This window comes from Haladaptatus sp. SPP-AMP-3 (assembly GCF_049568665.1).
GTDB lineage: Archaea > Halobacteriota > Halobacteria > Halobacteriales > Haladaptataceae > Haladaptatus > Haladaptatus paucihalophilus.
This window is the reverse complement of record NZ_CP145897.1, coordinates 2138256-2153619: the sequence shown is the minus strand read 5'-3', so window position 1 is coordinate 2153619 and position 15364 is coordinate 2138256. Positions and strand designations below refer to the sequence as shown.

Genomic DNA, 15364 nt, shown 5'->3' with positions numbered 1-15364 from the left:
TCAGCGAAGCGCTGCTTCGCTGACGGCATTTTTACCGTAGATTTTTGCGAGCGGTTCGACGAGATGCGCTTCGCGCATCGAGGAGGACCGAATAAATTGGTACTACTCGAACGTTGCGGGAACAGAGTTCCCGCAGGCTCGACTTCGCTCCTCCGTCGTCGCCGGCGCAAAGCGCCGGCTTACAGCGGGATCGAAGGTCCCGCTCGGCTCATTCGAACGCCGCAAGACAAACCGCATCTTGCGTGCTCGAATTCACTCCCGCTGGTCGTTCATTCGAACGCCGCAATACCCGTCAAATCCTGCCCGAGGACGAGCGTGTGGATGTCGTGGGTCCCCTCGTAGGTGTACACCGTCTCCATGTTCGCCATGTGGCGCATCGGCGGGTAGTCCGTCGTGATGCCGTTGCCGCCGAGCATCTCGCGGGCGACGCGGGCTTGGTCCCGAGCCATTCGAACGTTGTTCCGCTTCGCCATCGAGACGTGCTGCGGGCGGAGGTCGCCGCGTTCTTTCAACTCGGCGAGACGGTGGACGAGCAGTTGCGAGGTCGTAATCTGGGTCGCCATCTCGGCCAGTTTGTCCTGCTGGAGTTGGAACCGCGCGATGGGGCCGCCGAACTGGTCGCGTTCGGTGGCGTAGTCGCGGGCCGTCTCGAAGCAGTCGCGGGCCGCGCCGACCGCACCCCACGCGATGCCGTAGCGGGCCTGCGTGAGACAGGAGAGCGGGCCTTTCATCCCCTCGACGCCGGGCAGAACGGCGTCCTCCGGAACGGTAACGTTCTGGAGACTGATTTCGCCCGTGATGGACGCGCGGAGCGAGAGTTTGTCGTGTATCTGGTTCGTCGTCACGCCGTCGCGGTCGGTCTCCACGAGGAAGCCGCGAACGGGCGAGTCCTCGGCGGAGCGGTCGCGCGCCCAGACGACTGCCACATCCGAGATGGGGGAGTTCGTAATCCACGTCTTCGAACCGTTGAGGACGTATTCGTCGCCCTCCTTTTCCGCGTAGGTTTCCATCGCCGTCGGGTTCGACCCGTGTTCGGGTTCCGTCAGGCCGAAACAACCGACCGCCTTGCCCTCGCCGAGGTCGGGAAGCCAGCGTTCTTTCTGCTCCTCGGACCCGTAAGCGTGGATGGGATACATCACGAGCGCGCCCTGCACGCTCGCCATCGAGCGCAGGCCGGAGTCGCAGGCTTCGAGTTCCTGCATCAGCAGGCCGTAGGCCGTCTCGCTCAGGTTCGGCAGGCCGTAGCCGTCGAGGTTCGGCGCGTAGAACCCGAGTTCCCCCATCTCGGGGATGATTTCCTCCGGGAACGTCCCCGCTTCGAAGTGGTCCCCGATGTCGGGTTTGACGTGCTCTTCGACGAACTCGCGGGCGGTGTCCCGAACCATCCGCTCTTCCTGTCCGAGGTCTGCCTCCAAATCCACGTAATCGAGCATGCAAAACTCTCCGGAGGGGATGTTAAAAAGCCCTCCTACTGCGGAGAACGGGAGCGACCGAAAGCGACGCTACGAGCGAGGAAACCGAGACGAGGATGTCGCACCGTACGCATCGCTACCGACTCTTCGGACTCGACCGCAAAATAGCGTTACTCGGAGGTCGGAACCGCGTCGTCGCGCGCGATTGCGATGTCGAGATAGGCGTCGGCTTGGTCGGAGTGGATGCCAGTATCGACGAGGCGTCTATCGTCGTCGTATTGGACGAGTCCGGCCATCGCCAGTTTCGGGAGTTGCGTGTGCTGGAGCGACATGAGGACGTTGCGGCGGTGTTCGTCGGACACGAGGTCGATGGATTTGTCCGTCTCCCACGCGGCAACGGTGTCAACGAGGTTTTCGAGCGTGACCGGCGCGTCTTCGGTCCGCAACTCGTGGAGGATGTATCGGCTTCGGCGGGACGAGAGGGCGTCGAAGAGCGCGTCCTGTGAAAGCGGAGGGACGTCGGCACTCGGCCCGGTCGGCGAAGCGGTGGCGCGTGAAGAACCACCGTCGTCGTTTGTCGTCTGGTCTGCCATGGAGTGAAACCACTCGTCCTACGGGGGAGACTCTGGTGGTTCAGTATTCAGGTTATTTATCACACTATCGGAATTTCGTGTCAGTCGGCAGCAGGATTCCGCACCGTTCGGACGTATTCGGTGAAGTTCTCGAACACGGCTTTCGCCTCGCACGCCGCCGCGTAGTTCTCCTCGTCGATGCCGTCCAAGACCTCCATAAGACGCGTTTCCCCGAGATCCTTGCCGCGGGTGACGTCCTCCGCCGTCCTCGTATCGTACTCGGGATGGAACTGGACGCCGAACACGTCCCCCTTGCGGAAGCCGTGGTTCGAATAGTCGTTTTCCGCGATGGGTTCCGCGCCGGGCGGGAGCTCCGCGACTTCGTCCGAGTGGGTCGTGAACGCGGTAAACCGTCGGTCAACCCCTTCGAACAGCACGGAATCGCCGGAGTGTTCGACCGTCCGGTAGCCGATTTCGTACTCGCCCATGTCACGAACGTCGCCGCCGAGAACGTCCGCCAGCAGTTGATGGCCGTAGCAGATACCGAGCATGGGCATCCCGGTTTCGATGGCGTCCCCGACCCACGATTTAAGAGCCGGAATCCAGCTTTCGTCCCAGTAGACGGACGACCGCGACCCGGTGATGACGGCCGCGTCGAAGTCGAAGTGCTCGGGGAGGTGGTGTTCGGTCGCGTCGAACTCCACGAGGTCCGCGTCGAGTTCGCGTCGGAAATTTCGCCGCGTGTTTTCGTCGCCGTGTGCGGCGTTCAAAAATGCGATTCTGAGCCGATTCATTCGGGTGACACTAGCGACGCGAGCCATCAAATGAGTTTCGCTACAGGGGATTTAGCCGCCGATTCCGCGACGTCACGTGAGTTCCATCCGTCGTATCCATCACTCACTCCCATGTCATGAACCGCTCGCGCAGTGCCGCCCGGTCGAGTTGACCAGAGGGGCGTCGCGGAAGCGACGCGGCCGGTTCGATAGCCCGCGGCACCTCGTCCGGTTCGAGCCGTTTCTCCGCGAACTCGCGAAGTGCGCCCGGCGGCACGTCGCCGACGACCACCGCCTTCGGTGCCGTGCCGCCCGTCTCCGCGACGGCCTCGACGATGCCGACCTCCTGCACGTCCGGGTGCGATTCGAGCACGGTTTCGACCGCTCGCGGATGGACCCGCTGACCGCCGGTTTCGGACGCATCGTCGTCGCCGTCACCGACGGGAACGAACCCACGCGAATCGGGCGCGTCGGGTCTATCGGGCGATTCGTGCCGGAACACGTCCCCCATCGACACCCACTCTTCGAACGCCTCGCCGTCGAGATAGCCCGTCGCGGTCGTCGGACCGCGAACGAGCAGGTCGCCCGACTCCTCGCCCTCGATTCGGACCGCGCAGTTCGGAAACGGGTACGCGACCGCTCCCGACCCCGGCGTTTCGCGGAGGATATTGACGCCGGTTTCCGCGCGGCCGTAGACGTGAACGGGCGGAATCGGAAGGGTCTGACGCACCTCCGGCGGAACGCGACCGCGAGCGGCGAGCCAATCGAGCGCCGGAAAAGAGCCTCGAAACCCGGCGTCGGCCAGTTCGCGGAACTCGGTCGGGGCGGCGACGAGACAGGTCACGCCGCGTTCTTCGATTGCGGTCGCGGCGTCGTCCGGGTCGAACGCGCGCCGCAGTACGACTCGACCCCCGACGGCGAGAAGCGGAAGCGCGAACCCGAGCAAGCAGTTCGGACGCGACAGCGGCAACAGGGCGATGGTGCAATCGTCCCTCCCGAGACCCCACCCGGCGGTCGCGGTGCGGCAGTTCCACTCGACGGCCCGTTTCGACAGTTCCACGACCCGTTCGCCGTCCTCTGTGTGGACGAGCAGCTGCGTGTCCGCGTCCGCGCGTTCGACGGGCGAGAAGTCGGCGGGCGTGACGTGTTCGAACTCCTCGAACGAGCGGGCGTCGAACTGCCGAACGAGGTCCCGCTGTGCCGACTCGTACAACACGAGGTCGGGGTCGATGCGTTCCATCGGCCGCGAGACGGTGGCCGGAGTCAGTCGATGCGAAACAGGTGCGAACACGCCGCCGACGCGCCAGACGGCGAGCATGGAGACCAGCACCCCGATGCGATTCCGCGAGACGAGAGCGACCGAATCCCCCTCGTCGATACCGAGCGTTGCGAGTCGCCCCGCCGCGGTCGTGATTCGGTCGTCGAGGTCGGCGTAGGAAACCCGCTCGCCTCCGTCCACGATTGCCGTCCGGTCCCCCCAGCGGTCGGCGTGTCGCTCCGAGAAGAGTGACATACACCGTCTGCGACGCGAGAGCGGTTAGCAGTTCGGGGACGCAGGGGGAACGCCGTGCTCCAATTGTCCTCCGTCCGTCATCCTATATCGATATATAAAATAGTTTGATGTGCAAGCACCACAACGTCACAACAGGGTGACGCACAGTGACCGAGAACGAACCAGAGCCGGACCAAGTACTCGACGAGTGTAACCAGTGTGGACGAACGACGCTGAGCGTGTACCTCGAAAACGGCATGTGCGTGAAATGCCGGGACGGATAGTCCCCGCCCGTTCGCGAGGTAGTCGGTTCGTGGGAACCGGTCGGCGTGTGGGGAACACACGACCGCTTCCGATTTTGAGGACTCGACCGAGCGTTCAGACGTCAGTCGAACGCGTTCTCCGCGTTCGCGGCGAGAAGGTCGAGCAGTTCGTCGTTCACTTCCTTCGACCGCTCGACGTGCACGAGATGCGGTGCGTCCTCGAGCGTCCGTAACTCGCCGCGCGGCAGTCCGTTAGCGAGTTCCGTTCCGGCATCGACGGGAACCACGCGGTCGTCGGTGCCGTGGAGCACCAGCGCCGGGGTCGTGATTTCGTACAGGCTGTCGCTCACGTCGAAGCCGTCCAGCGCCGCGAACTGGGCGCGTTGGGCCGGAAGTTCGGCGTCGTCGTCGAGCCGCCACTCCACCACGTCCTCCAATCCGGCGGCGAACGCCGCCCCGCTCACGACCGGGCGGAGCGACTCGTGGAGCGCGTCGGGGGTCTTCTCGGCGAGCAGTTCCTCCCGAACCGCCGGGTCGATTCGGGACCCGCTCGCCGCCGTCCCGATGAGCGTCAGCGTCTTCGCCCGGGAGAACTGCTTCGCGTAGTGGAGCGCGACCATCCCGCCCAGTCCGGCGCCGACGAGATGGGCCTTCCTGACCCCGTGGTCGGCCAGCACCGCCTCTAGGTCGCCCGCCATCGCCGCGACCGAATACGGACCTTCCGGCGCGTCCGAGCGCCCGGTTCCGCGGTTGTCCCACACCAGCGACTCGAACGGACCGGCCACCGCCGCGTGCTGCCAGCCCCACTGCCACGCGCCGAAGGCCGCGTCCCCGATGAACGCCACCGTGTCGTGGTTCGCCGGGCCGTCCGTTTCGTAGTATATCGAGAGTCCGTCGTTGTCAGCGAAAGGCATCCTTGGCGAGGGGTAGGGGACGGGAGCGTTTCAAATCGTCCGTTTCGAACTCGACGAGGAGCGGGGTGGAACGACGTTGATAGTGGTGCCGTTGGAGCAACTCACGAGTCGTTTCCGAAATTTCCCGACCGCGCCGAGATGAGTTCGGTTGCAGGAGTTCTCCGAGCGGAACGACCGTGATGATGTCTCAGAAAGTCCCCGACCACTCGTTGAGGGTTGTTGATATTTCTTCCGTGACTTCAAATGCAGACGTCATTGAAACCGCAACCGCAAACCGCATCAGCCACACCCTCCCCAACCGATTGCGCTTCTCGCTTCGCTGTGATGCTCATCCCTCGCACGACTGTACCGAGGCGACGCGGCCGAGCGTGGCCGCGTCGTCCCGCCAGCGCGCGCCACAGCGGAAATTCTAATGCGTGAAATCGACCGGAGAGATTCGAGATTCCCGTCGGGAATCTAGTCACTTTACCCCTCGCCGCCGAAAGACCCACACCTCATGCAGGCCATCAAGGATAGCGTCCACGACTACGTGGAACTCCCGCCGGTCGCCGCCGAACTGCTGGACGCGGCACCGGTACAACGGCTCCGACATATCAAGCAGTTGAGCACGGTTCGACTCGTCTACCCGTCGGCGAACCACACCCGCTTCGAACACAGCATCGGCGTCGCCCACCTCGCGGGACGAGCACTGGACCGCCTCGGCATCGACGACCGGCGGGCGAAGGGAGTGCAGGCCGCCGCGCTCCTTCACGACGTTGGGCACGGTCCCTACGGCCACCAGACCGAGGGTATCATCGAGCGGCGACTGGGCCGACACCACGACGAGGTTGCGGACCTGCTCGACCGCGGCGAACTCGCGGCCACGCTCGAACGCCACGACCTCGCACCCGACGAAATCGCCGCGTTGGTTGCCGGAGAGGGCGAACTCGGCCAAATAGTCGCCGGTGAACTCGACGTGGACCGGATGGACTACCTCGTCCGCGACGCCCACCACACCGGCGTTCCGTACGGAACGGTCGATTACGGCCGCTTGCTGGCGGCGCTCCGATTCACGGACGGAACACTCGTGCTGGCCGAGGGAAACGTCCAGACGGCGGAAAGCCTGCTCGTCGCCCGCGCGCTGATGAACGCGACGGTGTATCGCCACCACGTCTCCAGAATCGCTGGCGCGATGTTGGAGCGGACGAGCGAGCGCCTCCTCGATTCCAGCGACGTGAGCGCCGCGGAGTTCCATCGATTCACCGACGCCGAACTGCTCGCCGCGCTTCGCAACCACGAGGAAACCCGACCGATGGCGAACCGAATCGCCGAGCGGAACCTCTTCAAGCGGGCGGTGTGGGCGGAGTGGGAGTCGGTACCCGGCGAAGTGGTCGCGGCTGACCACGCCGACGTCCGCGAGTTCGAACGAGACATCGCGGCGAAGGCGGGCGTAGAACCGGAACACGTCCTGCTCGACACGCCCGGCGAACCGACCATCCCCGAATCGTCCAGTCGCGTCGTCGTCAACGGAGAAATCAGGCGGCTGGCGGACCAATCGCCGCTGGTGCAGGGACTGCAAGCCTCCCAACGAACCCAGTGGCGGTTGGGCGTCTACGCACCTGAGGGGGTCACGGATGCGGTGGAGAAAGCGGCGACGTCGGTACTCGGACTGGTTTACTGAACGACGAATACCCCCGACATCGCGTCTGCGGCGGGATATCGACCGTTTCGTTCGATTCCACGAAACGAAGGTTAGCTGCGCGCGAGGACATCATAAATCAAATTCTGCGATATCAAATCGCGGATGGCGTTCTACGATCGGAGCAAAGGAACAAGACGGAGAGCGGAAGACGCCCGTTTGCGTCACGTCTCGATTTTTCGAGAATTCCAACGGGCAAGAACGTCACTCTGCCCCGGGTTTCGCTCGGAACGGGGCGGGAACGCTATTACTACCGAATACGAAGTGTAACCATGAGCGGCGACGAGTTTCCCGACCCGGAGGCGGTAATCGAACGCGGACGGCGGTATCGCGCCGAACTCGACGAGTACGAGGAGAGGGCGGAGAAAGAGACCATCACGAAACTCTTCACGCTCCTCGGCCGCGCCTACGCGCTCCCCGTCCTCCACACGTTCTCGATGAACGAGGGTCCGCTTCGGTTCACCGACCTCGAAGAGCGACTCGACGTGTCGCCCACGACGCTCTCGAAGCGCCTCTCGGAACTCACCGAGGCGGGGTTGCTGACGCGACGGTCGTACGACGAGATTCCCCCGCGAGTCGAGTACGAACCGACCGACGTGGCAGACGACCTCGCACCCGTGTTCATCCACCTCTACGAGTGGGCCTCCGTCCACGACCTCGACGGAGACGGGTGAAATCCAGGGAAGCGCCAATACTACAGATTCCGTAGTCGATACGAGACTACCGACTCGATAGTATATGACTACAGAAGAGAAAGCAACGAGTATGTTCCACCACTTCGACACATCACCGTCAGCCGAGCGTACGAACGGGAGGGGCCGATGAGCGAAGCCATTCGCGCCGACGACGTGCGCGTGGTCTATCCGGACGGCACCCGCGCCGTCGATGGGGTCGACCTCCGCGTGCCGGAAGGGGAGTTCTTCGGCTTCCTCGGCCCGAACGGTGCCGGGAAGACCACGACCATCCGAACGCTCGTGACGCTGTTGCGGCCGACCGACGGGTCCGTCACGGTGAACGGCTACGATGTCGGAAACGACCCGAAGAGCGTGCGTCGCTCCGTCGGCTACATGGCGCAAGAGACGAGTATCGACGAGGAGCTGACCGCGCGCGAGAACGTCGAATACATGGCGGCGGCGTACGGGATTCCGAAGTCAGAGCGCGCCGAGCGCGCCGACGAACTCCTCGACCTCGCGGACCTGCTCGATGTGGCCGACAAGTCGGCGAAGACGTTCTCCGGCGGGATGAAAAAGCGGCTCGATGCCGTCACCGCGCTGGTCCACCATCCGCCGGTGGTCTTCCTCGACGAACCGACGACGGGACTCGACCCGAAGGCGCGAAACCGCCTCTGGGACTACTTCCGCGACATAAACCGCGAGGGAACCACCGTGTTCCTGACGACTCAGTACTTGGAGGAGGCCGACCAGCTCTGTGACCGCATCTCGCTCATCAAGGACGGCGAAATCGCGCTGACCGGCTCCCCGGACGAACTCAAAAACGAGGTCGGCGGCGACATCCTCGAACTCGAAATCGCGCCGTCGGACGTCGACGTGGCGACGCGCCTCGCCGAATCGGGCGACCTGTTCGACGATGCCGTCGTGACCGAGACGGACACCGGAATTTCGGTCGGTGCGACGACGATTCGAACGCACGGGGCGGACTACTTCGCCGAACTCCGCGACGCGGGCGTCGCGGTGGACGGCTTCGACGTCCGGTCGCCGACGCTCGACGACGTGTTCCTCGCGGTCACCGGCGAGGGCGTCGAAGACGACGAGAAAGAGGAATCAGATACGGAGGTGGTCGCGTGAGCACCGATTCGGGAGCGAGCGGGGACCAAACGCTCGCGCCGGGCAATGGCTTCCTTGGCGACACGTGGGTGAACATGCGCCGCTGGCTGCTCAAGTCGGTGCGAAACCCGTTCATCGTAACTTCCTCCATCGTTCAGCCGCTCATCTTCCTCGTCCTGTTCTCGCAGGTGTTCGGGCAGGTCACCGGCGGCGCTATCGGCGGTCCCGGGCAAAACATCGAGTACATCAGTTTCCTCCTTCCCGCCATCATCATCCAAGTGTCGCTCGTCGCGGCGGCGAGTTCCGGTATCGGGTTGGTCAACGACATCGAGACGGGAATGTTCGCCAAGGCGCTCGTCTCGCCGATGAACCGCGGTGCGGTGTTCCTCGGGAAGACGCTCGCCGAGGTCGCACGCATTTGCGTCCAAATAATAATCGTCGTCGTCGTCGGCGTCCTCCTCGGTGCGAACATCGCCACGGGATTCCTCGGCGTCCTCGCACTGATGTTCATCGGCATCCTGTTTTCCATCTGGTTCACGGCGCTCTCGAACGTCGTCGGCATCCAGACCGGCGACACGGAATCGACCATCATCGCCGTGAACTTCCTGCAACTCCCGCTGTTGTTCGTCTCCAGTGCGTTCCTCCCGGTGGACCGACTGCCCCAGTGGATTCAGTATATCAGCGCCGTCAACCCCATCACCTACGGCGTCGATGCCGCGCGGGCGCTCGTCATCAACGGCTGGGAGTGGAACACGATTCTGCCGTCCATCGCCATCCTCATCGCGCTCGACCTCGTGCTGACCGGCATCGCGTTGGTCGTCCTCAAGCGGGCGACCAGCGCCAGCGCGTGAGGAAAGGGGAGCCATTCGAACGGCCCCATTCCCGCCTTCGAGGAATGAACCAGATTGCATTTGCCCCTTCCGTCGAAAACCACGGACATGCATAGACGGACGTACCTCCGTTCCGTTGCGGCGACGGGAGCGGCGGTCTCGGCGGCGGGCTGTCTGGGGTCGCTCGGCGACTCGAACCCGAACGTGGCGCTAAGCGAACCCGACAGGAACGTCGAGAGTTCCGATCTTCCGTACCCGGCGTGGGGCGAGAAGATCCCCGACGTGACGATTCCCGCACCGCTCGAAGACCGGGCCGTCTCGTTTCGGGACGTCGAAACGCCGAGCATCGTCACGTTCTTTTACACCCACTGCATGACCATCTGTCCGGTGCTCATCTCGACGCTTCGCAACGTCCAGACGCACGCGACCAAGAACGGATACGCGAAGGACGTGACCTTCCTGCCGACGACGTTCGACCCCCGGCGGGACGACGCAGAGCAGTTGCGGGCGTACACGGACAAGATGAACGTGGACCAGTCCATCGACGACTGGAGCTTCCTCCGACCGAAATCGGAGGACCGGGCGAAACGCGTCATCACCGACACGTTCGGCGTCCAGTTCGAAAAGACGAAACAGAAATCGAAGGACGACTACATGTTCTCCCACTCGGCGCTCATCCTGCTCGTCAACGAAAAGGGATACGTCGAACGGGCGTACCACGGCAGTTCGCCGAAGCAACAGCAGATAATCGACGACCTCGAAACCGTCCGCGGATGAATCGACGTCGCCTCCTCACCGGATTTGCGGGACTCGGCATCACCGGCGGGAGCGCGTGGGTCGCGCTGAACGGCCTGTCGGACGACGGCGGACTGCCCAAACGCGTCGAGACGATGCGCGCGGAGGGTTCGACCTCCGGGACGGTGCAGGTTCCGGCTCCCGATACCGTCACCATCATCGACCTCTTCGCCACGTGGTGTATGCCGTGTCAAGAGCAGATGGAGGCGCTGACGAAACTGCACGACGAATACGGCGACGAGGTTCGATTCGTCTCCATCACGAACGAGCGCATCGGCGGCACGCTGACGAAAGACGACATCCGCTCGTGGTGGAACGAAAACGACGGGAAGTGGACGCTCGGCCTCGACCCGGATTCCTCGGTGATGGCCGCGCTGAACGCGGGGGGTCTCCCGTTCGTCGGCGTCGCGGCACCGGACGGAACGGTCACGTGGACGCACCACGGCGTGGCGGGCATCGACACGCTCCGCGAGCAGATCGACGCGGCAGAAAAGAGATGAGTGCCTCCACGCTCCTTCCGACGATTGCCTTCGCCGCGAGCGCGGGAATCGCGACGTTCTTCGCGCCGTGTGCGTTTCCGTTGCTTCCCGGATACATCGGTTACTACCTGCAACAACAGGACGACGGAACAGTTTCGTCTGCACTCGTTCCCGCCACCGGTGCCGCGGTCGGGGCGCTCGTCACGCTCGGCGCGGTCGGCATCGCCGTCTTCGTGGCCGGGCAGGAACTCGTCCGATACCTCCAGTGGTTCGAACCGCTGGCGGGTGTCGTCCTGCTCGTCGTCGGACTGCTCGTCGTCGCGGGCAGGCAGCCGACGATTCGCGTTCCGCTCCCGGAACGCCCCGCGTCGACCACCGGGTTCGTCCTCTTCGGCGGCGGGTACGCGCTCGCCGCGGCGGGATGCGTGGCACCGGTCTTCCTCGGCGTCGTCGCCCAGACGCTCACGCTCCCGCTTTCGGGCCGCATCCTCTCGTTCGGGAGTTACGCGCTGGGCGTCGTGATTCCCTTGAGCGGCGTGACGTTGTTGATGGCGGCGGGCGTCGATTGGTGGCGCGAACTGGGTAAGTATTCGTACGCCTTGGAACGCGTCGCGGGCGGCCTGATGATACTGGCGGGTATCGGGCAGTTGTATCTCTCGTTCGTCGTCCTCGACGCGTTCTGACCGAACCGAATCGGTCGTGAGAGCTACCACGGATTTTGCGGTGGAAGTCGGCGCTCGCATCGGTGTCGAAATCGTCGGTTTCGAACGCGACCGATTTCATATCGCGGTATGAGATTTATTCTGACCGCGCTGACCGTTCTACCGTGACTACCGGAATTACGTGGGCCGTCGTTTTCGACGGCTACCGGACGGTTCCGAAACGCCCCGTTATTCGATTCGTTTACGAATCCGCTCGACGGTAGCCACGAATTCCCGATTCGTTCGCTCGCGCGGCCGTTCCATGTCCACATCGATAGTCGTGACGACGTGTCCGGGATTGCGACCGAACACGACGATTCTGTCGGCGAGCGTGACGGCCTCTTCGATTTCGTGCGTAACGAAGAGGACGGTCTTTCCGGTTCGTTGCCAGATGTCGAGCAGTTCGCGCTGTAGCCGGTCGCGCGTCTGTGCGTCGATACTCCCGAACGGCTCGTCCATGAGGAGAATTTCGGGATCCACGGCGAGCGCGCGGGCGACGGCGACGCGCTGTTTCATGCCCCCGGACAAGTCCTTCGGGTAGGCGTCTTCGAAGCCGGTCAGTCCGACCAAATCGACGAGTTCCTCGACCCGCGACGTACAGTCCGAGCACTCACAGGCGGGGCGGTCCAGACCGAATCGAACGTTCCCCTCGACCGTCTTCCACGGGAAGAGATTGTACTCCTGAAAGACCATTCCTCGGTCGATTCCCGGACCGGTGACCCCAGCGCCGGACACGAAAATTTCGCCGTCGGTCGGGGGTTCGAGTCCGGCGACGAGGCGGAAAAGCGTCGTCTTTCCGCACCCAGAGGGTCCGACGAGACAGACGAACTCCCCGTCCGCGACCGTCAGTGATACGTCTCGAAGCGCTTGGACGGTCGTACGAGCGTCGTACCGTTTCGAAACACCATCAACCTCGATGGCGGGTGCGTTCGTCTTCGGCTCGTGGTCCTCGTTCAAGGACGCCACGCGAACCACCTCGCTTCGACCATCGCGTACGCCGAGTCAACGCAGATGTAGACGGCGCTGATCAGGAGCATGTAGGCCATGCTTCGCGCCATGTCGAGGTTGTTGGACGCGTTGATAATCTCGTAGCCGACGCCGGGCGCGCCGAACAGCTCCGCGCCGACGACGATCATGAGACAGCGACCGATACTCGTTCGAAAGCCGGTGACCATCGACGGCGACGCGGCGGGGAGGACCACGTGACGGAGCATCCCCAAGTGCGTGCGAACGCCGAGGCTGGTTGCGACTTCCTTGTAGCCGTCGCGGACGCCGTGAACGCCCGAGTACGCGCCGTAATAGTTGATCCACAGCGCGCCGATTGCGACGATGAACGCCGCACCGGCGTGGCCGATGCCGAACCAGACGATAGCGAAGGCTATCCACGCGAGTTCGGGAATCGGACGAAGCACGCGGATGGCGGGGGTCACGGTCGCGTCGATGCGACGGGAGTAGCCGACTAGCAGACCGACCGCGTTTCCGACGAACGCACCGATGACCAAGCCGGGGACGAGATGGAGCGACGTCTGAGCGAGCCGCGTCAGTGCGCGCGGAAGCTCGACGGGGACGCCGACGACCGGGAGTACGAACGGCGCGCTAGTGGTGAACTCGGCTCCGAGTGCGGATAACACCGGAAGCGGCCCCGGGAGGAGATATTCCGGATGAACGAGTGTCGCCAGCGCGGACCAGACGCCGAGGAAACAGGCGATACCCAGCGTACCCGCCACGGTTCGGTCGATGTTCGTCGCGTCGGCGGTTCGGCTCGGAGTACGGGACAGTTTCGTCTCGGGGCTCATGCCACATCCTCGTACACCGAAACGTCGAACAGTTCGTCCGCGCTCATTTCCCCGCCGATGTTGCCGACCTCGGCGACGAATTTCGACATCGTTTCGGACTGTGACGCGATTTCGTTCGGATTCGAGAGGAAATCCGAGGCCGGAGAGCGCATCGCACGCTCGGCGAGGTCGTCATCGAGGTCGAGAACGGTTGCGGCGTTCGCCGCCGCCGCCATCGGGTCGTCGTGAACCGCGTTCGTCGCCCGAACGTGCCGCTCGACGAATTTCCGCTTCAACGAGTCCGAAATCGTGTTCGAGACGAACGAGACGGTGACGGGATGGTCCGGAAGAACGGTTCCGGACCACTCTATCTTCCGATACCCGTCGAGTTGCTCGACGAGAGTCGCGTACGGCTCTTGAACGGTCGTGCCAACGATGTCACCCGATTGCGCCGCCTGTGGAGCCTTCGCGGGCGGCACTTTCGGCTTGTTGATCACGTTTGCCGTCTCACCGGCTTCGAGGTGCTCTTCGAGCCAATATCGGGTGAGGATATCGGGAACGGAACCGTCGGGTGCGGTCCCCCAGACCGGTTTCGAACCGTGGTCGTCCCTGTACGACCGGAAGGTTCCGTTCCCTTCCTCGTCGTAGCGGTCCGCGAAGTCGTCGGTTGCAACCATCTTGAATCCGTTCCGCGAGTTCGCCACGAGGACGTCCGCGTCCACACCCTTGTCGGTCAGGACCATCGCGGGCGTGATGCCGAAGAAACCGACGTCGATGTCGCCAGCGGCGAACGCCTTGACGGCGGCGGGACCGGACGAAAACTTCGTCGTCGAGAGCTTCACGTCGAGTTCGTCGTAATACCCGCGTTCGCTCATCACGAAGTGTTGGATGTTCGAATATATCGGCACCCACCCGATGTGGAGGGATTCCGTCTTACCGCTCCCTCCGAGGGTACAACCCGCGAGCCCCGCCATTCCCGCTCCCGTCGCTGCCAACAGTCCGCGTCGTGATATAGTGTCCATGCCGGTTTAACAATCTAGGAAGTGAAGTTAATAGAGGTTACTATTTTGTTTCCAGATTTTATTAAATAGATCGTATCCGCTCGGTTCGCTTCTGTCAGCGGCTGAGCCAGCGCACGTCGAAGGTGCCCCCGACCGCATGAATCGGGAGAGGCCGAGACGTTTTGTCGGTATCGGCGTTGCTGGCAGATCGAAAACGGATACACGAGTGGTGAGGTCGAATTCTCGGTGAAGCGGCCCCGAATAAAATCACGCACGCGACGTATACTCGTGCGCTATTTCGCCATCTTCAGTGGTACGGTTCTATCAGATATTCATTTGAGGCGGGACCTGTGAACGAGTACCGCCAGCGGGGAGATCACGAACGCGAATCCAATCGCCGGGCCGAGAAATACGATCTTCGACAATTCGTTCGCAACAAAGGCGCTCAACCCCAGTTTGGATCGATAGGGAGTCATTGGCCAATTGAGATACAGACCAAACAGTAGCACTGCGAGAGGAAGAGACGGAAACAGGAGTGCCAACTGTCGCCGAATACGCTCGTCCGGAGTGTTCCAAGCGGTTATACCCATCACAAGTGCCGAACCCATGCTCGCCACCACAAAGCTTCCGACACCGACGACGAGGCCTCCGACAGTAACGACGATTGAGGGAGGACCGGATTGCAACAACACGCCCCACACAGACATGATCGAGATGAAGACAGGCCAGAGAACAATTCCAATTACGTAGCCGTAGGGAGGTTTAAGAAACCGGCGCTGTAGCAGAGATTCCGGTCCGGAACCGGAGGCATCTACCCACTTTTCGAGTGTTTCTGTTCCCATACTATATTTGATATATTTACCACCAATTAAAAGCTTTGTTATGTAGTGAGGAA

17 protein-coding genes are annotated in these 15364 nt (G+C 63.0%); 8 read left to right on the top strand and 9 right to left on the bottom strand.

Annotation, left to right across the window (positions count from 1 at the left end; all coding sequences use genetic code 11):
- Positions 1–269 precede the first annotated feature (269 nt).
- The 5 genes from V5735_RS11930 to V5735_RS11910 all read right to left on the bottom strand — a co-directional run bounded on the left by V5735_RS11930 (position 270) and on the right by V5735_RS11910 (position 5426).
- A complete protein-coding gene (locus V5735_RS11930) occupies positions 270–1433 on the bottom strand; it encodes an acyl-CoA dehydrogenase family protein (protein ID WP_423743724.1) in 1164 nt (387 codons plus the stop codon).
- Between the two features lie 149 nt (positions 1434–1582).
- Entirely contained in the window at positions 1583–2005 is a 423-nt protein-coding gene (locus V5735_RS11925) for a DUF7344 domain-containing protein (RefSeq protein ID WP_423743723.1), read from the bottom strand.
- Between the two features lie 80 nt (positions 2006–2085).
- The gene (locus V5735_RS11920; protein ID WP_423743722.1) at positions 2086–2778 is read right to left on the bottom strand and encodes a type 1 glutamine amidotransferase; all 693 of its coding nucleotides are present in this window, start codon (positions 2776–2778) and stop codon (positions 2086–2088) included.
- A gap of 103 nt (positions 2779–2881) precedes the next feature.
- Positions 2882–4270: a class I adenylate-forming enzyme family protein gene (locus V5735_RS11915; RefSeq protein WP_423743721.1), complete on the bottom strand. Its 1389-nt coding sequence runs from the start codon at positions 4268–4270 to the stop codon at positions 2882–2884.
- 364 nt (positions 4271–4634) lie between these two features.
- Positions 4635–5426 carry an alpha/beta fold hydrolase gene (locus tag V5735_RS11910; protein WP_423743720.1) on the bottom strand — a complete coding sequence of 264 codons (792 nt, stop codon included), beginning with the start codon at positions 5424–5426 and terminating at the stop codon, positions 4635–4637.
- A 233-nt stretch (positions 5427–5659) separates the two neighbouring features.
- Between V5735_RS11910 and V5735_RS11905 the strand changes: the two genes are divergently transcribed.
- The 8 genes from V5735_RS11905 to V5735_RS11870 all read left to right on the top strand — a co-directional run bounded on the left by V5735_RS11905 (position 5660) and on the right by V5735_RS11870 (position 11675).
- A complete protein-coding gene (locus V5735_RS11905) occupies positions 5660–5839 on the top strand; it encodes a hypothetical protein (protein WP_423743719.1) in 180 nt (59 codons plus the stop codon).
- Positions 5840–5922: 83 nt separating this feature from the next.
- The gene (locus V5735_RS11900; protein WP_423743718.1) at positions 5923–7086 is read left to right on the top strand and encodes an HD domain-containing protein; all 1164 of its coding nucleotides are present in this window, start codon (positions 5923–5925) and stop codon (positions 7084–7086) included.
- Between the two features lie 290 nt (positions 7087–7376).
- Positions 7377–7778, top strand: coding sequence for a winged helix-turn-helix transcriptional regulator (locus tag V5735_RS11895; RefSeq protein WP_423743717.1), 402 nt, complete (start codon positions 7377–7379; stop codon positions 7776–7778).
- A 147-nt stretch (positions 7779–7925) separates the two neighbouring features.
- On the top strand, positions 7926–8909 hold the full coding sequence (locus V5735_RS11890) for an ATP-binding cassette domain-containing protein (protein WP_423743716.1): 984 nt from the start codon (positions 7926–7928) through the stop codon (positions 8907–8909).
- Entirely contained in the window at positions 8906–9739 is an 834-nt protein-coding gene (locus tag V5735_RS11885) for an ABC transporter permease (protein WP_423743715.1), read from the top strand. Before V5735_RS11890 ends, V5735_RS11885 begins: the two co-directional genes overlap by 4 nt.
- An 87-nt stretch (positions 9740–9826) precedes the next feature.
- The gene (locus V5735_RS11880; protein ID WP_423743714.1) at positions 9827–10495 is read left to right on the top strand and encodes an SCO family protein; all 669 of its coding nucleotides are present in this window, start codon (positions 9827–9829) and stop codon (positions 10493–10495) included.
- On the top strand, positions 10492–11013 hold the full coding sequence (locus V5735_RS11875) for a TlpA family protein disulfide reductase (protein ID WP_423743713.1): 522 nt from the start codon (positions 10492–10494) through the stop codon (positions 11011–11013). The genes V5735_RS11880 and V5735_RS11875 overlap by 4 nt, the downstream gene beginning before the upstream one ends.
- A complete protein-coding gene (locus V5735_RS11870) occupies positions 11010–11675 on the top strand; it encodes a cytochrome c biogenesis CcdA family protein (RefSeq protein WP_423743712.1) in 666 nt (221 codons plus the stop codon). Before V5735_RS11875 ends, V5735_RS11870 begins: the two co-directional genes overlap by 4 nt.
- Positions 11676–11882: 207 nt before the next feature.
- On the opposite strand, the gene V5735_RS11865 is transcribed toward V5735_RS11870, so the two are convergent.
- The 4 genes from V5735_RS11865 to V5735_RS11850 form a co-directional block, all read right to left on the bottom strand.
- Complete coding sequence (locus V5735_RS11865; RefSeq protein WP_423743711.1) at positions 11883–12668, bottom strand: ABC transporter ATP-binding protein; 786 nt, start codon at positions 12666–12668, stop codon at positions 11883–11885.
- Positions 12647–13489: an ABC transporter permease gene (locus V5735_RS11860; protein ID WP_423743710.1), complete on the bottom strand. Its 843-nt coding sequence runs from the start codon at positions 13487–13489 to the stop codon at positions 12647–12649. The genes V5735_RS11865 and V5735_RS11860 overlap by 22 nt, the downstream gene beginning before the upstream one ends.
- Positions 13486–14490, bottom strand: coding sequence for a CmpA/NrtA family ABC transporter substrate-binding protein (locus V5735_RS11855; RefSeq protein ID WP_423743709.1), 1005 nt, complete (start codon positions 14488–14490; stop codon positions 13486–13488). The genes V5735_RS11860 and V5735_RS11855 overlap by 4 nt, the downstream gene beginning before the upstream one ends.
- A gap of 311 nt (positions 14491–14801) precedes the next feature.
- Positions 14802–15311, bottom strand: a complete 510-nt coding sequence (locus V5735_RS11850) for a hypothetical protein (protein WP_423743708.1) — start codon at positions 15309–15311, stop codon at positions 14802–14804.
- Positions 15312–15364 lie beyond the last annotated feature (53 nt).